Annotated in this window: 18 protein-coding genes; 6 read left to right on the top strand and 12 right to left on the bottom strand. The window is 65.6% G+C overall.

Translation table 11 applies throughout. The features are described 5' to 3' along the window. Positions 1-82: 82 nt before the first annotated feature. Both B4394_RS04525 and B4394_RS04520 read left to right on the top strand, forming a co-directional pair. Positions 83-1852: a glycerol-3-phosphate dehydrogenase/oxidase gene (locus B4394_RS04525; protein WP_078288275.1), complete on the top strand. Its 1770-nt coding sequence runs from the start codon at positions 83-85 to the stop codon at positions 1850-1852. A 22-nt stretch (positions 1853-1874) separates the two neighbouring features. Beyond that, a complete protein-coding gene (locus B4394_RS04520) occupies positions 1875-2768 on the top strand; it encodes a pseudouridine synthase (protein WP_078308666.1) in 894 nt (297 codons plus the stop codon). Positions 2769-2871: 103 nt separating this feature from the next. Here B4394_RS04520 and B4394_RS04515 read toward each other — a convergent pair whose 3' ends face one another. From B4394_RS04515 to B4394_RS04500, 4 genes are read right to left on the bottom strand one after another with little or no spacing between them, the layout of a single operon-like run. After that, positions 2872-3474 (bottom strand): pyridoxamine 5'-phosphate oxidase family protein, encoded by a 603-nt coding sequence (locus B4394_RS04515; RefSeq protein WP_078314336.1) that lies wholly within the window; start codon positions 3472-3474, stop codon positions 2872-2874. Beyond that, positions 3471-3884 (bottom strand): VOC family protein, encoded by a 414-nt coding sequence (locus B4394_RS04510; protein WP_078314334.1) that lies wholly within the window; start codon positions 3882-3884, stop codon positions 3471-3473. The genes B4394_RS04515 and B4394_RS04510 overlap by 4 nt, the downstream gene beginning before the upstream one ends. A 4-nt stretch (positions 3885-3888) precedes the next feature. Next, positions 3889-8430: an ATP-dependent helicase gene (locus B4394_RS04505; protein ID WP_078314332.1), complete on the bottom strand. Its 4542-nt coding sequence runs from the start codon at positions 8428-8430 to the stop codon at positions 3889-3891. Between the two features lie 29 nt (positions 8431-8459). After that, entirely contained in the window at positions 8460-9140 is a 681-nt protein-coding gene (locus B4394_RS04500; protein ID WP_078314330.1) for a TetR/AcrR family transcriptional regulator, read from the bottom strand. A 151-nt stretch (positions 9141-9291) separates the two neighbouring features. Here B4394_RS04500 and B4394_RS04495 point away from each other — a divergent pair, with 151 nt between their 5' ends. Further along, positions 9292-10683 (top strand): SDR family NAD(P)-dependent oxidoreductase, encoded by a 1392-nt coding sequence (locus tag B4394_RS04495; RefSeq protein ID WP_078308991.1) that lies wholly within the window; start codon positions 9292-9294, stop codon positions 10681-10683. A 32-nt stretch (positions 10684-10715) separates the two neighbouring features. On the opposite strand, the gene amaB is transcribed toward B4394_RS04495, so the two are convergent. Beyond that, the gene (gene amaB / locus B4394_RS04490) at positions 10716-12275 is read right to left on the bottom strand and encodes an L-piperidine-6-carboxylate dehydrogenase (RefSeq protein WP_078314328.1); all 1560 of its coding nucleotides are present in this window, start codon (positions 12273-12275) and stop codon (positions 10716-10718) included. Further along, positions 12272-13579 carry a 2-oxoadipate dioxygenase/decarboxylase gene (hglS, locus tag B4394_RS04485; RefSeq protein ID WP_078314327.1) on the bottom strand — a complete coding sequence of 436 codons (1308 nt, stop codon included), beginning with the start codon at positions 13577-13579 and terminating at the stop codon, positions 12272-12274. The genes amaB and hglS overlap by 4 nt, the downstream gene beginning before the upstream one ends. Positions 13580-13657: 78 nt before the next feature. Between hglS and B4394_RS04480 the strand changes: the two genes are divergently transcribed. Then, positions 13658-14134, top strand: coding sequence for an Lrp/AsnC family transcriptional regulator (locus tag B4394_RS04480; RefSeq protein WP_030096857.1), 477 nt, complete (start codon positions 13658-13660; stop codon positions 14132-14134). Between the two features lie 124 nt (positions 14135-14258). Further along, on the top strand, positions 14259-15557 hold the full coding sequence (gene lat, locus B4394_RS04475) for an L-lysine 6-transaminase (RefSeq protein ID WP_212566633.1): 1299 nt from the start codon (positions 14259-14261) through the stop codon (positions 15555-15557). On the opposite strand, the gene B4394_RS04470 is transcribed toward lat, so the two are convergent. From B4394_RS04470 to B4394_RS04450, 5 genes are all read right to left on the bottom strand, one after another. Then, positions 15545-16135: an NADPH-dependent FMN reductase gene (locus B4394_RS04470; protein ID WP_030096859.1), complete on the bottom strand. Its 591-nt coding sequence runs from the start codon at positions 16133-16135 to the stop codon at positions 15545-15547. The two genes, lat and B4394_RS04470, sit on opposite strands and share 13 nt — an antisense overlap. Positions 16136-16186: 51 nt before the next feature. Next, positions 16187-16513 (bottom strand): hypothetical protein, encoded by a 327-nt coding sequence (locus B4394_RS04465; protein WP_078314325.1) that lies wholly within the window; start codon positions 16511-16513, stop codon positions 16187-16189. Between the two features lie 84 nt (positions 16514-16597). Then, positions 16598-18397 carry an acetyl/propionyl/methylcrotonyl-CoA carboxylase subunit alpha gene (locus B4394_RS04460; RefSeq protein ID WP_078308676.1) on the bottom strand — a complete coding sequence of 600 codons (1800 nt, stop codon included), beginning with the start codon at positions 18395-18397 and terminating at the stop codon, positions 16598-16600. Between the two features lie 121 nt (positions 18398-18518). Then, on the bottom strand, positions 18519-18929 hold the full coding sequence (locus B4394_RS04455; RefSeq protein WP_078314324.1) for a SufE family protein: 411 nt from the start codon (positions 18927-18929) through the stop codon (positions 18519-18521). Then, positions 18926-19822, bottom strand: a complete 897-nt coding sequence (locus tag B4394_RS04450; RefSeq protein ID WP_078314322.1) for a sulfurtransferase — start codon at positions 19820-19822, stop codon at positions 18926-18928. The genes B4394_RS04455 and B4394_RS04450 overlap by 4 nt, the downstream gene beginning before the upstream one ends. A 100-nt stretch (positions 19823-19922) precedes the next feature. Here B4394_RS04450 and B4394_RS04445 point away from each other — a divergent pair, with 100 nt between their 5' ends. Beyond that, a complete protein-coding gene (locus B4394_RS04445) occupies positions 19923-21440 on the top strand; it encodes a hypothetical protein (protein ID WP_078314320.1) in 1518 nt (505 codons plus the stop codon). A 101-nt stretch (positions 21441-21541) separates the two neighbouring features. Here the strand turns inward: B4394_RS04445 and B4394_RS04440 are convergent. Further along, the coding region (locus B4394_RS04440) for an HNH endonuclease signature motif containing protein (RefSeq protein WP_139359944.1) at positions 21542-21789 on the bottom strand (248 nt) is incomplete at its 5' end.

Raw genomic sequence — 21789 nt, 5'->3', positions numbered from 1 at the left:
CAGACGAGAGCGCTACCGGCCGGTAACGTGGCTTTCTGGAAGGACTCCGGGGGCCCGTTAATGGGAGTGGAAGGGAGCAGTCGTGAGTGACGCAACCAGCCCATCGGTATCGGGTGGACCGACCTACACGTTCCTTGGACCGCAGGCCCGTTCGCTGAACTGGGAGCGCCTGGGATCCGAGCAGTTCGATGTTATCGTGATCGGCGGTGGTGTGGTCGGTGCCGGATCGGCTCTCGACGCGGCCACGCGTGGGCTGAAGGTCGCGCTGGTCGAGGCGCGTGACTTCGCCGCCGGGACGTCGAGCCGCTCCTCGAAGATGTTCCATGGTGGGCTGCGCTACCTGGAGCAACTCGAATTCGGTTTGGTCCAGGAGGCATTGCGCGAACGTGAGCTGTCGCTCTCGACGCTGGCACCACATCTGGTCAAGCCGCTGCCGTTCTTGTTCCCGCTGACCAATCGGTGGTGGGAACGTCCCTACATTGCCGCCGGCATCTTTCTGTATGACCAGATGGGTGGCGCGAAATCTGTTCCCGCCCAGAAACATCTCACCCGCGCCGGTGCACTGCGGCTGGCGCCGGGGCTCAAGCGCAACTCGCTCATCGGTGGTATCCGCTACTACGACACCGTGGTCGACGACGCTCGCCACACCATGAACGTGGCCCGCACGGCGGCGCACTACGGGGCCGTCGTCAGAACATCCACTCAGGTGGTCTCGCTGTTGCGTGAGGGCGATCGCGTCACCGGCGTGGTGGTGCGTGACACCGAGAACGGCGCCGAGACCGAGGTTCGCGGGCATGTCGTCGTCAACGCCACCGGGGTGTGGACCGACGAGATCCAGGCGCTGTCGCGTACCCGCGGCCGGTTCCGGGTGACCGCGTCCAAGGGTGTTCACATCGTGGTGCCACGAGACAGGGTTGTCAGCGAGGTGGCGATCATCCTGCGGACGGAAAAGTCGGTGCTGTTCGTCATCCCGTGGGGCAACCACTGGATCATCGGGACGACCGATACCGAATGGAATCTCGACCTGGCACATCCGGCAGCCACCAAGGTGGATATCGACTACATCCTGAACAAGGTGAATACGGTGCTGGCAACGCCGTTGACGCACAACGATATCGATGGCGTGTACGCGGGCCTGCGGCCACTGCTGGCCGGTGAGGATGACGACACGTCCAAGCTTTCCCGTGAGCACGCCGTCGCGGTGGCGGCGCCGGGGCTGGTGGCCATCGCGGGCGGTAAGTACACGACATATCGCGTCATGGCCTCCGATGCCATTGATATGGCAAGCGAGTTCGTGCCGGCACGGGTCGCGCCGTCGATCACCGAGAAGGTGCCGCTGCTCGGTGCCGACGGGTACTTCGCGCTGATCAATCAGACCGAGCATGTGGGGGAGACCTACGGCCTGCATCCCTACCGGGTGCGGCATCTGCTGGACCGGTACGGTTCGCTGATCGGCGAGGTGCTGGCCTGTGCGGGCTCGGATCACACCTTGCTGGAGCCGATCGCCAAGGCGCCGATGTACTTGAAGGTGGAGGCGCTGTACGCGGTGGTTGCCGAAGGTGCCCTGCATCTGGAGGACATTCTCGCCCGGCGCATGCGTATTGCCATCGAGTACCCGCATCGTGGCGTCGACTGCGCCCAGGAGGTCGCCGAGCTGGTGGCTCCGGTGCTCGGCTGGTCCGCGGAAGACATTGTGCGCGAGGTGGATACCTACCGTGCGCGAGTGGATGCCGAGGTGCGCTCGCAGCGTCAGCCCGACGACGCGTCGGCGGATGCGCTCCGGGTCGCGGCACCCGAGGCACGCTCGTTCATCGTCGAACCGGTAACCGACGTACTGTCTCCATCCAAGTAAGACTCGGCAGTCAGTCCCGCTGATGAGCCCGAGAAGAAGGGCTCCAGAGCCACCGCTACCGGTTCGGGACGGCTTGGGACCGGTCCGAATTCGCCTGCGAGCAGACGGGCGGGTGGTTGATGAGCTGGTGTCCCGATTCGGACCGGCCGCCGCCGAGAAGGTGAGCGGGGGCGAGGTTGTCGACGCCGAGGGTGTGGCCGTCACCGCGGAGACACATCTGCGCGCGGGATCGTCGGTGTATACCTATCGCGACGTGGCCGCGGAGGTTCCTGTTCCTTTCGCCATCGACGTATTGCACTGGGATGACGACGTTGTCGTGGTTGACAAGCCACATTTCCTCGCCACGATGCCGCGCGGTCGCCATGTCACCGAGACAGCACTGGTGCGGCTGCGTAGGACGCTGGACCTGCCGGAACTGGCGCCCGCACACCGCCTCGACCGGCTCACCGCGGGCGTGCTGCTGTTCACGGTGCGCCCCGAGGCCCGCGGCGCCTATCAGTCGCTGTTCGCGCAACGCCAGGTGGTCAAGATCTACGAGGCGTTGGCGCCCGTCGACCCGGAAGTCGTCCTGCCGGTGACGCTGCGGAGCAGGATCATCAAGCGGCGCAGCATCCTTCAGGCGAGTGAGGAGCCGGGTCCGGTGAACGCCGAGACCCATATCGAGCTGCTTGAACACGACGGTTCGACCGGCAGGTACCGCCTGACCCCGAGCACCGGGCAGACCCATCAACTGCGGGTGCACATGAACAGCCTGGGAATCCCGATCGTCAATGACCCGCTGTATCCCGAGGTTGTGGAGGTGGCTCCGGATGACTTCACCCGCCCGCTGCAACTCGTGGCGCGCTCGCTGGCATTCCGCGACCCGTTCACCGGCAGGGACGTCCGGTACGAATCGGCGAGGGCGCTACGGCAGTGACGCCTGGAGATGTTCGGCGGAGCCCCGCAGGTAGCGTCCCGGTAGATCCGCCAGTCCCTGAACCGTGCCGGGTGAGTTCGCAGCACCCGATGGGTGGCGGGGTTCACGGTCGCGCGGCTTCGAGCTCGGCGATGCGGGCGCGGAGCTTGTCGATTTCGGCAGTCAGCTCGGCCTCGCGGGCCTGTGCTTTCTCTTGATAGGCCTTGCCGAGATCGGTGAGGTACTGCTGGTCATAGCGGGGAATGATGCTGCGTGAGCAGTTCCAGTCGAACGCTTCTACCGCGATACCGATCTCGCGGCGTTCGCCGTCGTGCACAGTGCCGCGGCCGAACAGCTTGAGTCGCTGCTTGCGTGGATAGTCGACGATGAACATCGCCAGCCGATCGTCGGCCGCGAGGTTTCCGAGCGTCACGAACTGGCTATTGCCCGGAAGGTCGATGAACCGCAGTGTGTTACCGCCGAGGTGGCGGACGAATCCTGCGGGGCCGCTGCGGTATTGCAGGTATGGCCATCCGGTCGGGGTCACGGTGCCCAGACAGAACTGGGTCGCCTCGGCGATCATTCGTAGCTCCCGTGACCCGAGGTCGGCGGGGCCGTCGTCGGGGCGTTCCAGATGTGTGCCGTAGGCGACATAGCTGCCGTTAGCGCGCTGCCGCTCGATCGCGTCCGCGCCGAAGGCGAGGTGGTGGTAGTGGTTGTTGGTCATGGGTACACCGCGATCTCGATCAGGTTTCCATCCGGGTCGCGGCAGTAGTGCGATGTCATCTCGCCCAGTGCCCCGATCTTGGTCACCGGGCCCTGCTCGATGTCCACACCGCATGCGCCGAGGTGTTCGCGAACCTCGGCCGCCGAGGCATCGGTGATGAAACACAGGTCGTCTGATCCCGCGGCCGCCGCCCGGCCCGTGAACCACTCGTCCTGGGTTGCCGTGACGGGCCGCAGGTTGATCTTCTGCGTGCCGAATGTCAGCGCCGTCCGGCCTGCGGGGCCGAAGGTTTCCCGAGTCATGCCGAGGACGCGCTGATACCAGGCCGCGGTTGCCTCCACGTTGGTGCAGTTGATCACGATGTGGTCGAAGCGTGTCACTTTCACCAGTACCGTCTCCTCGTCGCGCAGGCGCTCATCGGCGTACCCTCAGCCCTCTCGGCGTACGTGCGAAACCTGCCTCCAGTAAGGCTGCGATGACGGCCGACTCGCCGATATCGAAGACCGATCTGCCATCGGCTTTTTCGATCACCAGACCATCGAGCCCGCCCTCGCGGACCAATTCCATCGTGCCCAATGCGGCGGCGTGCAGCATCGTGGGGTCGGTCACGAAGCTAAGCAGCGACTTGCCGCCTCTTTCGATGTAGAGAACCAGATGGCCGTCAACGAGCGCCACGAGCGCCCCGGCCTTACGGCCCGGTCGATGACCAGAGTCGGACGCCGCCCGCGGCCACACCAATGCCGCCCCATACGGATTGGCCGGATCGGTCGCCGCCAGCACGGTAGCCCGGCACGGTGTGCGCTCATCGTCGACGGCGTCGAGATATTCACGCAGCCTGTCCACGGTCGTGGGAGAGGCGAACTGCGCACCCCCGAGCGATTCGACGAAATAGCCCCGGCGGCAGCGTCCGTTGTCCTCGAACGTCGACAACACCTTGTACAGCCACGCGAATCCGCCCGCGACACCCTCGGCGACGACGCTGCCCTTGGTCACCACGCCATACCGTCCGAGCAGCAACTCGGCCTGCATATGTGAGCGCTCGGTACCGTCGGCTAGCCGCTCCGGGAGTAGTGACCACCGGCCCGCGACCGCGGGATCGACCGGTGCCGCGGTGGGGAGTGGCGTGTAGGCGCGCAGTCGGGGAGCACGCCGGTTTCGGTGCGCGGTACGTGATTTAGTGCTGGTACCCAGCAGCGCTCGTACGGGTGCGAAAGTGTCTCCCGTCACTTGCCCCGCCCACACCAGATCCCACAACGCCGCCCTGGTCGCGGCCTCGCCGAATTGACGGAAGAAGAATCCGCCGCCGGCGGCCAGGCCATCGAGGATCGCTCGGTGCGCCTCGTCGAGAACAACCGGATCGGTGGCAGCGAGTGTGGCCGGCGCAACCCCGCTCGGATGCAATGCGATCCAGCCATCCTGTGCGGTGATCGAGCCATGTCCGGACCACACCGCCTCCCCGGAGGCCAGCAGTTCGTCGAGCATCTGGGGGGAGTAGTCGCGAACCCGGCGCGCCAGAATCAGTGGCTCCCAGGCGGATGCGGGTATCGGTACCCCGGCGAGCTGGTCGATGACGGTGGCCACTCCGTCGACCCCACGCAGGCTGGAATCGAGGTACTGCCACTCGGGCAGGAACCGTGCGAACGCCGCCGTGCTGACGGGTTCCACCTGTGCGCGCAGTGCCGCGAGGGACCGTCGACGCAGAATCCGGAGGACCTCCGCGTCGCACCATTGCTCAGAATCTGTGGCACCTAAGTCGTATTGGCTGGTGAATTCACCGCGCACCAACTGGCCGCGGGCGGCCATCGCCGCCAGGGCGTCGGCAGCGACGCGGACTCCGATGCCGAAGCGCTCGGCCGCCTGCCCGGTGGCGAACGGGCCGTGTGTCCTGGCGTATCGGCCCAGCAGCTCTCCGAGCGGGTCTGCGGTCGCGTCGGTGAAGGCTGCGGGCACCCCCGGAGGTACGGGCACCCCGAGCGCGTCACGCAGCCGGGCCACGTCTTCGACGGCTGCCCACCAAGAACGCTGCCCGTAGTGGGTCTCGACCACCCGGCGTGCCGTGACGAGCTCACGTAGCCAGTCGGTCCCGACGCCGGTGCACCGTGTGGCGACCTCATCGGCGGTGAGTGGGCCGAGGAGCCGGAACAGGTCGGCAAGGCCCTCGGGGTCGCGAGCTTTGCGCTCGTCGGCAAGATGCTGCAGTTGTCTTTCGGTCGCCTCGATGACGGCCGGGTCGAGCAGCTCCCGCAGCTCCACACGGCCCATGAGCTCGGCGAGCAGGCCGGTGTCCAGGGAGAGTGCCGCGGCTCGTCGCTCGGCCAGTGGGCGATCCTCGTCGTACATGAATCCGCCGACGTAGCTGAACAGTTGAGCGGCCGCGAAGGGAGACGGTGTATCGGTCTGCACCTCGACGATCCGGATCCGGCGCTGCTCGATACCGGACATCAACCGCACCAGGGTGCCGATGTCGTAGACGTCCTGGAGGCATTCGCGCAGCGCCTCCAGGACCATCGGGAAATCGGAGTGCTTGCGTGCGACATCCAACAGTTGTGCGGCGCGCTGGCGCTGCTGCCACAGCGGCGATCGGCGGCCGGGAGTTCGGCGGGGTAGTAGTAGCGCGCGCGCCGCGCACTCGCGGAACCGCGCCGCGAACAGCGCGGACCCGCCGACCTCCCGCGTGACGATGGCCTCGATTTCCGCGGCATCGAAGACGAAAAGACTTGCTCCGGGCGGGTTGTCATCGGTGTCGGGGAGTCGCACCACGATGCCGTCGTCGGTGGCTGTGGGTGACTCGCTGACGCCGTAGCGCTGTTGGAGCCGATCGGAGACGGCGAGTGCCAGCGGGCCGTTGACCCGTAGTCCGTACGGTGAATGCAACACGATGCGCCAGTCGCCGAGCTCGTCACGGAACCTCTCGACGATCAGCGTGGTATCGGTGGGGACGGCGCCCGTCGACTGCAGCTGGTCGGTGAGCAGCCTGCGTAGATTCCCCATGGCGAAGTCATCGAATCCCATTTCAGCACAACGTCTTTCGAAATCGGTATCGTGTGCGGCGGCCAGCTCGCCGGTGAGGTGTCCCAGCGCCATCCCCAGCTCGGCGGGCCGCCCTACCGCGTCGCCGCGCCAGAACGGCAACCTGCCTGGTTGCCCGAAGGCAGGGACCACCACGACCCGCTCATGGGTGATCTCGGTGATGCGCCAGCTGGTGGCACCCAATGAGATCACGTCGCCCGGCCGAGACTCGTAGACCATTTCCTCATCGAGTTCGCCCACCCGTGAGGGCTTCTCGCCCTCGGCACCGGCGTACATGTACACCGTGAACAGGCCGCGATCGGGAATGGCGCCACCGGATGTCACCGCCAGCCGCTGCGCTCCAGGCCGTCCGGTGAGCGTTCCTTCGTCTCTGTCGTAGACGACGCGCGGACGCAGCTCGGCGAAGTCGGTGGAGGGGTACTTGCCGCTGAGCAGGTCGAGCACCGCGTCAAACGCGCTGCGCGGCAAGGAGCTGAAGGGGGCACTACGCCTGACGACGTCGAACCAGGTCTCGACATCCAGCGGATCCAACGCACACGCGGCCACGGTGTGTTGGGCCAGGATGTCCAGCGGATTGGCAGGTACTTGCAGGGTCTCGATATCGCCGGCGAGCATGCGCCGCACCGTGACCGCGCAGCCCAGCAGATCGGTGCGGTGCTTCGGGAAGAGCACGCCTCTGGACACCTCACCCACTTGGTGACCGGCTCTACCGATGCGTTGCAGTCCACTGGCCACCGACGGCGGCGCCTCTACCTGAATCACCAGATCGACGGCGCCCATGTCGATTCCGAGCTCCAGGCTGCTGGTGGCCACCACGCATTTGAGCCGGCCCGTCTTGAGATCGTCCTCGATGTTCGCGCGCTGTTCCTTACTCACCGAGCCGTGATGCGCGCGGGCCAGCAGGGGGGCGGCACCATAGGTCTGCCCGCTGCCCATGATGTGCGCCGGGGGTCCTCCGGGTACGCCGGGATTGGGTGCGGGGGTGAGGTCCACGCCGAGGCGCTCGGCGTGAATCTCGTTGAACCTGGCGGTGAGCCGCTCAGCGAGGCGACGTGAATTGGCAAAGACGATGCTCGACCGATGCACTTCGATGAGGTCGACGATGCGCTGCTCGACATGCGGCCAAATCGTGTTTCGGCCCGCCCGTGGAGAATCGGCGCCGGCTTCCGGATCCGGGTACGTGTCGGGGGCGCTCATATCCGAAACCGGCACGACCACCGACAGGTCGAAGGTCTTGGGACTGGCGGGGGCGACGATGGTAGCGGGAGCGCGGCCGGACAAAAAGCGCGCGACCTCTGCCGCGGGCTTCACCGTCGCCGACAGGCCAATTCGCTGCGCCGGCTGGGGAAGACGCTCATCGAGCCGCTCGAGTGAGAGCGCGAGATGCGCGCCGCGTTTGGTTCCGGCCACCGCGTGCACCTCGTCGACAATGATCGTGGTGACAGTTCCCAATGTTTCGCGCGCCGCCGAGGTCAACATCAGGAACAGCGATTCGGGGGTGGTGATGAGGATGTCCGGGGGAGAGGAGATCAATGCGCGGCGGCGCTGCGCTGGCGTATCGCCCGAGCGCACCCCGATGGTGATCGAGGGCTCGGGCAGGCCCTTCCGCAGTGCGGTCCGGGCGATCCCGGCAAGAGGGGCACGCAGATTTCGCTCGACATCGACAGCGAGTGCCTTGAGGGGCGAGACGTACAGGACCCGGGTTCCCGGGGCCACACGGTCGGCACCGGCCAGGGTGTCAATGGCCCACAGAAACGCCGCAAGGGTCTTACCGGATCCGGTGGGGGCGACGACGAGGGTGTTATCGCCGTTGGCGATGGACTGCCATGCGTCGGACTGTGCCTGCGTGGGAGCCGGAAATGATTCGGCGAACCATTCCCGGGTGGGTGCCGAGAACCGGGCGAGTGGACCGGACTCGCTGCTCATCAGACCATCGTGCCAACAAGGACCGACAATTAATCGGCGCCCATGAGATCGACGACAGCCTTCGGGATGTTCGGCACCCGCCGCACGGCGTCGATCATGGCGTGTGCGGAGGTATCGGCGAGCCAGTCGACATCGAGATCCGGGTTGATGGCCCGTTGGCGCGCCAGTTCCTGGTTGAACGTCAGCCACGCCCGGATGACCACCCGCAAGATGGTGACAAGATCCGGTGTCAATTCATCGCCGGCGACGTGTTTGACGACAGCCATAATGCGGTCGGTCTGCTTGTCGTATTCCTGCTGCTCGATGGCCGCCACGGTGGGATCGGCGGAATCGATCATGCGGAAGACGGTCACCGGGGCGTAAGGATGTTCTTCCTGGTAGTGCAGATAGACCAGGAGGGTGCGCCGCAGGCGCTCGAAACCTGTGAGCGTCGGGTCCATGTCCAGTGAGATCGTGGCGTCGTAGAGCCTGTCGTACTCGGCCTGCATCACCGCGGTGTAGAACGAGCGCTTGTCGGGAAAGTAGCGGTACAGCAGCGCCCGCGAGACGCCCGCCTGCTCAGCTACCTCATCCATGCGGACATCGTCATAGTGACGTTCGCCAAATAGTTGAGTTCCAAACTCGAGGAGCTCGGCGCGCCGATCTTCGGGGGTCAGCCGACGGCGAGGCGATGAGCCGCTCGGGCGAACTGCATCGGAGTCGTCGGTCATCCAGCAGATTTTACTAGGCGGTGGGTTCTCACTTGGCGCGATCGGTGAGCACTCGTCAGGTTCACACGGGTTCCGCCGGATCTGCCATGTCGAGAGACGCCAGCCGCCTAACTAGACTGCTTCGGTGGCTAAGCACATCGACCCCGAGGACATGGCCATCTTTGGGCGCGTCCTGGATCAGGCCGCCGAGCTCGCGCCCGATCACCCCGATTCGATTGCCGTGCAGCGCGGTGTCGCCAAACTCTTCAAGATTCTCAAGAGACAGCGCCGTCGCCAGGCGCGCCAGGCCGAGCTGGATGCCGACCGCGCCGTGATCGGAGCGACGGCCACGGGTTCAGCCGATCGGATCGACGACGAGACGGCAGGGCTGCCCTTGCGTGGTGGTGACGCCGTGGGGACGCTGCGGCGCCCGCAGCATTGCTACATCTGCAAGGTCAGGTACACCGAGATCGACGCCTTCCACCATCAGCTGTGCCCGGATTGCGCGCCCGCCAACAGGTCCCGGCGCGATCAGCGTACCGACCTGACCGGGCGGCGGGCCGTGTTGACCGGTGGCCGCGCCAAGATCGGGATGTACATCGCGTTGATGTTGTTGCGCGACGGGGCCAGCCTCACCATTACGACCCGCTTCCCGCGGGATGCGGCCCGCAGATTCGCGCAGCTGCCGGATGCGGCGGGCTGGCTTGATCGGCTGAGCATTGTGGGCATCGACCTGCGCGACCCGGCGCAGGTGGCGCGTTTCGCCGATGAGGTGGCCGCACAAGGTCCGTTGGACATCCTGATCAACAATGCCGCCCAGACGGTCCGTCGCAGCCCGGGCTCCTACACGTCATTGGTCGATGCCGAGCAGGCGCCGCTCAGCGGTGCCGCAGCGCGGGTCCCGATTACGGCGATGGGTGATTCCAGTGAGTTGCACCCGCACACCTTGGCGCTCGGAGAGGGATCCGAAGCCGCCGCGCACTCGCTCGTGTCGTTGGCGTTGACCGCGGGCTCGGCCACGCCGGACCGGGTCGCCGATGGCACGGCTGTCGATGCCGGTGGGTTGCTACCCGATCTCGTCGATACCAACAGCTGGGTGCAGACGGTCGATCAGATCAACCCGCTGGAACTGCTTGAGGTGCAACTGTGTAACAGCGTGGCGCCTTTCATTCTGTTATCGCGGCTGCGTCCCGCGCTGCGCGCCTCAACCGCCACGCGCAAGTATGTGGTGAATGTGTCGGCGATGGAGGGCAATTTCTCGCGTGGCTATAAGGGGCCCGGGCATCCGCATACGAATATGGCCAAGGCCGCGTTGAACATGCTGACCAGGACCAGTGCGGGGGAACTGTTTTCCGAGGGCATCCTGATGACCGCCGTCGATACCGGCTGGATCACCGATGAGCGTCCGCACACCAGCAAGATGCGTTTGGCACAAGAGGGGTTCCGGGCGCCGCTGGATCTCGTGGACGGTGCCGCCCGGGTGTATGACCCCATTGTTCAGGGTGAGCGTGGCGTCGATCTGTATGGCTGCTTCCTGAAGGACTTTCAGCCTCACCCCTGGTAGCGCACCGTGGCGGCTACCAGGGGCTGAACCGGCTAGCCGAAGTGAACGCCCTGGGCCAAGGGCAGTTCCGTGGAGTAGTTGACCGTGTTGGTGGCGCGTCGCATGTACGCCTTCCACGAGTCGGACCCCGACTCGCGGCCGCCGCCCGTTTCCTTCTCTCCGCCGAACGCTCCGCCGATCTCGGCCCCCGAGGTACCGATGTTGACGTTCGCGATTCCGCAGTCGGATCCGTCAGCCGCCAGAAAACGTTCCGCCTCGCGCATGTCCAGGGTGAAGATCGCCGAGGAAAGGCCTTGGGGTACCGCGTTGTTCAGTGCGATCGCCTCGTCGAGAGTGTCGTAGCCCAGCACGTACAGAATCGGGGCGAAGGTCTCCCGGTGTACGACGTCGCTCTGTTCGGGCATCCGTACGACGGCGGGGGTGACGTAGTAAGCGCCATCACCCAGCTCCCGATGTTCGCCGCCGATGACGGTTCCGCCTTGCGCGCGAGCGGCTTCCAGAGCGTTCTGCATATCGCGGAATGATTTCTCGTTGATCAGTGGGCCGATCAAGGTGTGCTCGTCGAATGGGTCGCCCACCGGAAGCTGGCCGTAGGCATTGACAATGCGCTCGACCAGTACATCGGCGACAGAGTGGTGAACGATCAACCGCCGCAAGGTAGTACAGCGCTGACCGGCGGTACCCGCAGCAGAGAACACGATGCCGCGCACCGCCAGATCCAGGTCTGCCGAAGGAGTCACGATCGCCGCGTTGTTACCGCCCAACTCCAGTAGCGATCTGCCGAAGCGTGCGGCCACCCGCGGACCGATCTCCTGGCCCATCCGCACTGACCCGGTTGCACTCACCAACGCGACGCGCGGATCGTCGACGACTTGTTCGCCGACCTCCCGGCCGCCCTGGATCAATCGGCTGACCTCCGGCGGTGCCCCCACGTCGGCGGCTGCCCGGTCCAGAAGTGCCTGGCAGGCAACGGCAGTCAGTGGTGTCAGTTCGGACGGCTTCCACACCACGGTGTCACCGCAAACCAGGGCGATCGCGGTGTTCCACGACCACACGGCGACGGGAAAGTTGAAGGCCGAGATGACCCCGACGACGCCGAGCGGATGCCAGGACTCCATCAGGCGATGTCCGGCGCGCTCGGACGCCATCGTCTTGCCGTACAGCTGCCGGGACAGGCCGACGGCGAACTGGCAGATGTCGATCATCTCCTGCACCTCGCCAAGGGCCTCGGAGACGATCTTTCCGGCCTCGATGGTCACCAGCTCGGCCAGATCCTTCTTGTGTTCCGTCAGCAGCTCGCCGAGACGGGCCACCAGCGCACCGCGGACGGGGGCGGGGGTTGTGCGCCATTGTGAGAACGCCTGAGCGGCTTCGGCGATGGCGTTGTCCACATCTTCCGTGGAACTCGCCGTGAGCGTGAAAAGCGTGTCACCGGTAATGGGTGTACGGACCGCAACGCCGCCATGCTCGCCCGACTCCGTGCTCAGTTCTAGATCAGCGCCGATCCAGCGCAGTGCGTTCTGGGCCCGCGCGCGCAACTCCTCGGCGGACGGCAGCACCTCGGGGGATGAGGTAGGCAGGGTGGTGGTCATCGATCGGCTCCTATCGTGAGGTCAGATTGTGCGGCGATGGTGGCGTAGAGCGCGTATGGATCGTGGATGTCCCGGCCGATGGCGTCGGACATCCAATCCTTCGAATAGTCGGCGGTGCAACGATCTGCGCCGTCCCCGTAGGAACCGTCGTCGTCCAGATTGGATCGGAAGATCCCGGCGGCCGAGCGCGGCAGGAAGTCCTCGTACACGATGGGGCTGCGCACGGTCTCACCTTCGGGGCCGGTGTCCGTGCGGAAGTACGCCAGTTCCTTTTCGGCCAGCCCGGCTTCGGTATCGGGAAAGTGATCGGCCCATATGGACGCGGCCCGTTCGGGATCTGCGTGCGCGGCATCGATGGCGGCCATGGCGTTGTCGTAGCGGGTGCGACCGGCGGGGGTCAGGGCGATGCCTCTGGCCTCGACTTCGCCAAACCGGACCCGCAGCGTGTCACTGGCCACGGAACCATCACTCATGCGGAAACGGCGTGGCTCGGCCAGCGCCCGGAATGAGGTCTGCCGCAGGAGAACGTCGGGCCCATGCCACCGGGGTGGTCCCTGAATCGCGTCGATCATGGTGATGCCGCGTGCCGTCATCCGCCGGTAGAGGTCGTCGATATCGAGCACGCGCGGGGTCAGATGGTTGATATGCGTGCCGCTCACACCGGCGATATCGGCCGCGACGGGTGAGACCGCGGAAAGCTCGTCATACCAGGCACGGTCGATGGGGGTGCTGGACAGCGCGAAGGACGTGACGGCCTCGCGAATGAAATCCCCGGCCTGTGCCGGGGTGGCTCCTCCGGCGGCGCTGATCATTCGTGCGTGTGCCAGCAGCGCGGGATCGAACAGTTCTCGTTGCTCCACGAAGTTTTCCACGCGGGTGCGCAGGCCCGTATCGAAGAATCGGCGGTCAGCCGTCGCGAGCATCGAGGTGAACACACGGAATGGGTTGAGCGCCAATTCTTTTTCGTCGATGGGACGGAACGCCGTGGAGACCACGGGCACCGGGGACGCGGCATCACGCAGATCGTAGAAGTCGACGGGGTACATGCCAAACGCTGCGAACAGGTCGGCAACGGCGGCGAGTTCGCGTGGGCTGCCCACGCGGATCGCACCGTGGCGTTCGGCGGTCACCCGCTCGACCGATCCGAGCCGCTCGGCATCCGGATGTGTTGTGGCGTAAGTCTGGTTCACCTCGGTGCTGACATCGACCAACGTGTTGTATGCGGGAACCTCTGTCCCATACATCCGCGAGAGTGCCGCCGCGAAACCTGCCCGGAGTTCCCAGCATGGGATGAGTGCCGTCATCGTATTCGTCTCAGAGTTGAGGTGATTGGCCTGCGCAAGTCCGTTCCTTGTCGTCGCTGGTCGCGGTACTCTGCCCCCGTGACTGCGGATTCCGAGAGAGCACCCGAGCGTCCGCTCGACGACGTCGATCGAATTCTGGTGCGCGAGTTGGCTCGCGATGGCCGGGCGACTCTCGCCCATTTGGCCGCCAAAGCCGGGCTGTCGATCTCGGCGGTGCAAACCCGCGTGCGACGGCTGGAATCTCGCGGTGTTCTCACCGGGTACGCGGCCCGGGTCAATCCGGAGTCGGTGGGCCAAATGCTGTCGGCGTTCGTGGCAATCACCCCTCTCGATCCTTCACAGCCCGATGATGCTCCGGCACGGCTTGAGCACATCGACGCCATTGAGTCGTGCTACTCGGTGGCGGGCGAGGAAAGTTACGTCCTCCTGGTGCGGGTGCCCTCGCCTCGTGCGCTCGAAGAGCTGCTGCAGCTGATCCGCACCACAGCCAACGTTCGCACCCGAAGCACCATCATCTTACAAACTTTTTACGATGGCCGCCAGCTTGTGCCGTAAATATTCTTGTCTTGATGTAGAGAAGTCGTAAATACTGCGTTAGTCTGGCCTCATGACCGCACTAATGTTTCCGGGGGCCCAGGCTGGTTCCACGGTCGATGGCGAGGTAACACGTCCGGAATCGGTGACACCGGACCGGGTGCATGAGGTGCTGCGGCGCAGCATTCTGGCCGACGGAATGGACCTGGTACTCGACCTGGAGAGTTCGCGTGGGGCGCACCTCGTGGATGCGCGCGACGGCACCACCTATCTCGACATGTTCACCTTCTTCGCCTCGTCGGCGCTGGGTATGAATCACCCGATGCTTGCCGAGGACGCCGAGTTCCGTGCCGAACTGACCCGGGCCGCCATCAACAAGCCGAGCAACTCGGATATCTACACCGTCGAGATGGCCCGTTTCGTCGACACATTCGCGCGCGTGCTCGGCGATCCGGCGCTTCCGCACCTGTTCTTCGTCGACGGCGGCGCGCTGGCCGTCGAGAACGCGCTGAAGGTCGCCTTCGACTGGAAGAGCCGCTGGAACGAGGCGCACGGAATTGATCCGGCGTTGGGCACCAAAGTTTTACACCTGCGGGAGGCCTTCCACGGTCGCAGCGGATACACCATGTCGCTGACGAACACCGACCCCAACAAGGTGGCGCGGTTCCCCAAGTTCGATTGGCCGCGAATCGACGCACCATACCTGCGTCCCGACGCCGATATCGAAGAGCTAGAGGCCGCGGCGCTGGAGCAGGCGCGCCGCGTTTTCGCCGAAAATCCAAACGACATCGCATGTTTCATCGCTGAGCCGATCCAGGGCGAGGGCGGAGATCACCACTTCCGTCCGGAGTTCTTCCACGCCATGCGTGCGCTGTGTCACGAGAACGACACGCTGTTCGTCTTCGACGAAGTGCAGACCGGGTGTGGTCTTACCGGAACAGCCTGGGCCTTCCAGCAGCTGGGCGTGACCCCCGACATCATCGCCTTTGGGAAGAAGACCCAGGTGTGCGGGGTCATGGCGGGTGGGCGCGTTGACGAGGTGGCCGACAATGTCTTCGCCGTCAGCTCGCGTATCAACTCCACCTGGGGCGGAAACCTGGTCGACATGGTGCGCTCCCGCCGCATTCTGGAAGTGATTGAGTCGCAGCGGCTTTTCGGCAACGCGACGCGGATGGGTGAATACCTGCTCGACCGCCTGCAGACCCTCGCGCTGCGGCACGGTGAGGTCAGCGACGTGCGGGGCCGTGGCTTGATGTGCGCCTTCAGCCTGCCGAGCTCCGCCGAGCGCGATCGCCTGGTGCAGCGTCTATGGTCACAGGAGCGCGTGATCCTGCTGCCCAGTGGCAAGAACAGCGTCCGATTCCGCCCACCGCTGATCGTCAGCGCCGAGGAGATCGACGCCGCCGTCGCCGCGGTATCGAGGGTGCTGTCTCACCAGGCGTAGGGGGAGTGCTCCCGCGCTGTCCGCAGCGCCGAGCCCCACCACGCCAGCTCGTCGAGCATTGTCTTGGCGGCGGTTTCGGCATCGCGGCTGTCGACCAATCGGCCGGCATCGTCGAACTGGCTCCACACACCATGGAAACTCACCACATCCCGGGTGGTCACCGCGTGTAGTTCGGCGAATACCAGCCGCAGCTGCTCGATGGCGCGCAGTCCGCCCGACATGCCGCCGTACGACGTGAATCCGACCGGCTTGGCCTGCCACTCGCTGTGATGCCAATCGATCAGATTCTTCAGCGGGGCGGGGAAGCTGTGGTTGTACTCGGGAGTGACCACGAGGAAGGCGTCGGCGATACGTAACCGTGCCGTCACCTTGGCCAGCTGGGCGGTGCCTTCGGCACCCTCTCTTCGGGAAAGATGAAGGGGCAGTGGATACTCCGCGAGGTCGATGTATCCGGCCTGGAACGACGGATGATGCCGGGCCTTTTCTGCGATCCAATTGGCTACGGTGGGACCGAACCGACCATCACGCGTACTGGCGCAGATCACGGCGAGGCGCAGTGGGGTGGTTGACGTGTTCACGCGCCCATCGTCGTACCTAAAGTGCACTCGAGGTCAAGTGGATTCTTTCCGTCACGCGAGCATCGCGTCGGCGAATCGACGCACCGCGGCGACGGCTTCCTGCTCTGCGCCCGATGAGCCGGGATAGTCGGTGCGCGCCCTCGACTCGATGGTGCCGGTGGCGGGGTCGAGCAGCACCTCGGCGACCATCTCGGCTGTGGTGGGTTCACAGACGGCCCAGCTGTAGAGGTGATCGGAGTCCCAGTCGGCCGTGCGTGCGGACACGTACTCGGAGTCGTCGACACCAAGCGATGTCAATGCCGGACGGTCGTCCACGCGTTCGTCGGCACGCAGGGCGCGCAAATACCACGCGCCCGCGTTGATTTCGATGGGTTCCATGAGTCTAGAAATGCGTCGAGCGTGAAACCATGGCGGCAATTCGGTGCGAATCCCGCCACAGCTTCACGCTCGGCGACAAAAGTCCTACTTGATCTCTGCGATGACCGTGCCCTGGGTGATGGCGGCACCGGCCTCGACGCTCAGCCCGGTGATGGTGCCGGCCTTGTGCGCGGTGACGGGGTTTTCCATCTTCATGGCTTCCAGCACCACGATCAGCTCGCCGGCCTCGACCTCCTGGCCCTCTTCGACGGCGACCTTCACGACGGTGCCCTGCATCGGAGCCGTCACCGAGTCGCCGGTGGCGGCGCCGCCACCGTGGCCACCGCGCTTGCGGGCCTTGGGCTTCTTACGGATGACACCGTTCGCGGCGCCACCGCCCCCACCGCCCAGCGAGATGTCACCGGGCAGCGACACCTCGAGACGACGGCCGCCAACCTCGACGACCAGCTTCTGGCGGGGCAGAACCTCGTCCGCGTCGGCCTCAGCGGCGTCGGCCGTGAACGGCTCGACGGTGTTGTCCCACTCGGTCTCGATCCAGCGGGTGTGCACGGTGAAGCCGTCCTCGTCGCCGATGAAGGCGGGATCGGAGACGACTGCGCGGTGGAACGGGATGACAGTGGCCAGGCCCTCGACATTGAACTCGGCCAGGGCACGCCGCGAGCGGGCCAGAGCCTCATTGCGGTCGCGACCGGTGACGATCAGCTTGGCCAGCATCGAGTCGAACTGTCCGCCGATCACCGAACCGGCCTGCACGCCCGAGTCCAGGCGAACGCCGGGTCCGGTGGGGGTGTCGTAGACCTTGACCGGGCCGGGAGCCGGCAGGAAGTTGCGGCCGGCGTCCTCGCCATTGATGCGGAACTCGATCGAGTGGCCGCGCGGGGTCGGGTCCTCGGTGAACTCAAGGGCCTCGCCGTTGGCGATCTTGAACTGCTCCAGCACCAGGTCGACGCCGGCGGTCTCCTCGGTGACCGGGTGTTCCACTTGAAGGCGGGTGTTGACCTCGAGGAACGAGATCAGGCCGTCCTGGCCCACCAGGTATTCGACGGTGCCGGCTCCGTAGTAACCGGCCTCCTTGCAGATGCGCTTGGCGGACTCGTGGATCTCCTTGCGCTGCGCGTCGGTGAGGAACGGCGCGGGCGCCTCCTCGACTAGCTTCTGGAAGCGGCGCTGCAGCGAGCAGTCGCGGGTACCGGCGACGATGACGTTGCCGTGCTGGTCGGCGATGACCTGGGCCTCGACGTGGCGCGGCTTGTCCAGGTAGCGCTCCACGAAGCACTCACCACGACCGAAGGCGGCGACGGCCTCACGGGTGGCGGACTCGAATAGCTCGGGTACCTCTTCAAGGGTGCGGGCCACCTTCATGCCGCGGCCACCGCCACCGAATGCCGCCTTGATGGCGATCGGCAGACCGTGCTCCTTGGCGAAGGCGACAACCTCGTCCGCGTCCTTAACGGGGTCGGCGGTGCCGGGGACCAGCGGGGCCTGCGCCCGGGCCGCGATGTGGCGGGCGGTCACCTTGTCGCCGAGGTCGCGAATGGACTGCGGGCTGGGCCCGATCCAGATCAACCCGGCGTCGATGACGGCCTGGGCGAAGTCGGCGTTCTCGGAGAGGAAGCCGTAACCGGGGTGGATGGCGTTGGCGCCGGACTTCTCGGCGGCTTCCAGGATCTTGCCGAAGTCCAGGTAGGACTCGGCGGCGGTGTTACCGCCGATACCGAAGGCCTCATCGGCCAGGTGGACGTGGGGTGCGTCGGCGTCGGGCTCTGCGTAGATCGCGACGCTGCCCAGTCCAGCATCCTTCGCCGCGCGGATAACCCGGACCGCAATCTCACCGCGGTTGGCGACGAGTACCTTGCTGATCTTCGAGCTGGCGTGATTGGGCACCTGGCCTCCTGGTTTTAGTGCTTTCTTAGAGTCTCGGCAGTGAGTTTATGCATCCGTGGCATCAAACACACATCCGGGATGGGGTGTGCCGCCCCAAGTTTTTACCTACTGACGAGTAGGTTCAGGACAGTCGTCGCTTGATGCGTGCCAGCATCGCCGACATTCCGCGCAGTCGCAGCGGGCTGATCAGCGCTGCCAATCCGAGGTCCGCATAGAAGTCGTCGGGGACCGCCAGGATTGCGTCTGCGGACTGGCCGTCCAGACCCTGGTGCAGGATCGAGGCGAACCCGCGTGTCGTTGGAGCTTCGGCGGGCGCACTGAAATAGAGGCGTACGCCATCGCGGTCACTGGCGTCGACGTCCAGGAACAGCGGTGACTGGCATTCCGGCACCGGCTCCATCGCCGCCTGTTCCAAATGCGATGGCAACTCAGGTAATTCGGCCGAGAATTCCAGTAGCAGGCGAAGCTTGTCCTGCCCGTCGACGGCCTTGAAATCGGCGACGATCTCGGCGAGTTCGGCAGGGAGGCTCATGCTGCAGGGGGCGCGCCTGGTTTGTCGCCCTTGACGATCGGCGTGCGGACCCGGTTGCCCCATTCGGTCCACGAGCCGTCGTAGTTGCGCACACCCTCGACGCCCAGCAGGTGAGTGAGGACGAACCACGTGTGGCTGGAACGCTCGCCGATGCGGCAGTAGGCGACGATGTCGCCGTCCGCGGCGATGACATCGCCGTAGATGGCGTCGAGTTCGGCGCGGCGCCGGAACCTGCTGTCGTCCGCGGCGGCCTTGGCCCAGGGGATCGAGACAGCGGTGGGGATGTGTCCACCCCGCAATGCTCCCTCTTCCGGGTAATCGGGCATGTGGGTGCGTTCGCCGGTGTATTCCGCGGGGGAACGCACATCGACCAGCGGTCCATGTCCGAGGTGGGCCAGCACGTCGTCGGCGTACGCGCGAATCGGTGCGTCGTCGCGGTCCACCACGGGGTAGCCCTCGGTGTACTTGGCTGGAACGTCGAGTGTGGTGTCGCGTCCCTCGGAGATCCACAGATCCCGCCCACCGTCGAGGAGCCGGACGTCGGGGTGGCCGAACAGCGTGAATACCCAGAGTGCGTAGGCGGCCCACCAGTTGGACTTGTCGCCATAGATGACAACTGTGTCCTCGCGGCGGATCCCCTTGCGGTTCATGAGCTCTGCGAACTGCACGCCGTCGATGTAGTCGCGGACGGTGCCGTCATTCAGGTCGACGTGCCAGTCGATCTTCACCGCGCCGGGAACGTGCCCAATGTCGTAGAGCAGAACGTCTTCGTCGGACTCCACGATGGACAGTCCGGGGGTGCCTAGGTGCCCGGACAGCCAGTCCGCGGAGACGAGGCGTTCTGGGTGGGCGTAGGCGGCGAATTCAGGTGCGGGGTCGGCCGGAAGGGTCACGTTGTGAGCCTAGTCGCGTTCGAGGGTGGTCGGCTCATCGAGTTTGGATACCGAGTTCAGATCCGCGGTGCGTTGCTGGTCGCGGTGCGAGAATTCGCCAATGCCGGACTGGACATATCACCCGCTGAGCCCGATCGCGTCGTCCGTTCTCGGTGAACGCAGGACACGAGTTTGGGCGATGAAGGTCCTGGCGGCGGTGGTGACGTGCGCCGGAGGGCGGCGCTGGATTCCGTGGGTGTTTGACCATCCGCCGGTTCCGCCGCAATGGCACGGCCGGTTCGGGGCGACGGTTCCGCCGTCGATCGCGCGCGAGGCCGTCGCGGTGTTGCCGGTACAGGGGGCCAGTGTCGTCGAGATCGGACCGGTGGGCACTGCCGACGTGGACGCGGTGCGGCGGGCGGCCGCCGACCGCAGATGCCGGGTTGTCGCGCTCGTCGCTACCACCGAGGTGGCCGATGCGGTGGCGCCCTTCGTCGACGCGGTGTCCTGGCCCGGGGATGCCGGGACGGTGCGACTGACCGAACCATCGATGGACGCCGCGGTGCGCGCGCTGGCGGATCCGTCGGCGACCGTGCTCGCCACACCCGCGGTCTTGATTGACGCCGGGCCGGGCTGGTTCAGCCGGGTGATCGAGGCCGCTACGCCGACTTCGCCGCCAAAGGCATTGCGCGATATCGAGTTTGACCCGCGCGGATGGCCCGCGTGGCTATGGGGTGTACTAGTTGGGCTGGGTCTTATTATCGCGGGTATCGGGGCGGCCGCCATCTCTTTGGGCCCCGTGCTGCTGTGGTACGACCGCGACTACCTGGGGCTGTCGGTCGACGGCCTGCACGGCGTGAATCATCATCTGGTCGGGTTTCTGCAGCATGACCGGCTCACCATGGCGGGCAACATGATTGGTATCGGTGTTCTGTATCTGGGGTTGGCCTGGGGTGGGATCAGAGAAGGGCACCGCTGGGCCCGTAACGCGCTGTTGATTTCGGGGCTGGTCGCGTTCCTGACGTACTTCTACTTCCTGGTGACGGGTTTCCTCGAGCCACTGCACACGCTCGTCGTTGTCGGGTTGTTCCCCCTGCTGCTGCTCGCGGTGTGGCGTGTGCCCACGGCCCCGTGTTGGCCGCCCATCGTGGAAGGGCCCGAATCGGAGCGGCGGTGCGCGCTGTGGGGACAGCTACTCATGATCGGTGTGGGCGGTGGGTTGTTCGTTGCCGGAGCGGTGATTTCGACGATCGGGCTGACATCGGTTTTCGTCCCCACCGATCTCGATTTCCTGGGTACCAGCTCTGAGGCGCTGCATACCGCCAACCAGCATTTGCCGTCCTTCATCGCGCACGACCGCGCGGGTTTCGGTGGTGCGTTGATGGGCGCCGGATTGGCGGTGCTTCTGATCAGCCTGTGGGGCTGGCGCCGGGGCGAGCGCTGGGTGTGGTGGTCGTTGTTGATCGGGTGCGCGTTCGGCACCGTGCCGGTCCTGGCCATTCACTTCGCCATTGGGTACACGCATTTCGAGCATCTGCTGCCGGTGTACGTGTTGGTCGTCGTGGTGGTGATCGCCCTCGCGTTGTCGAGGGCGTACCTCACGGCGCGGCCCGATCAGTCACCGCGTATCAGCCGGTAACTGGTGACGGTCTCGCCGCGTGCGTCGCTGGCGTCGATGAGCGCCGCCCTGGAGCCACTAGAGAAGTGGGGCGACAGGAACCGGGCGGAGCTGGTCGGACGCTACGCCCGAACCAGCTGTGGTGGGGGTATCCATTGGGTGGTGCCGTTGGTGTGTTTTTGGGTGGTCCAGCCGTGGTTGAGGAGGCGGTGGTGGGGTGCGCAGGCGAAGGTGAGGTTGTCGATGTCGGTGGGGCCGCCATCGGCCCATTCGGTGATGTGGTGGACTTCGCAGAGGTATCCGGGCACGGTGCAGTCGGGGTGGGTGCAGCCGCGGTCTTGGGCGTGCAACACAATCCGCTGATCTGCCG

It is taken from the genome of Mycobacterium sp. D16Q16, from assembly GCF_002013745.1.
GTDB lineage: Bacteria > Actinomycetota > Actinomycetes > Mycobacteriales > Mycobacteriaceae > Mycobacterium.
This window is presented reverse-complemented; position numbering and strand designations above follow the sequence as displayed.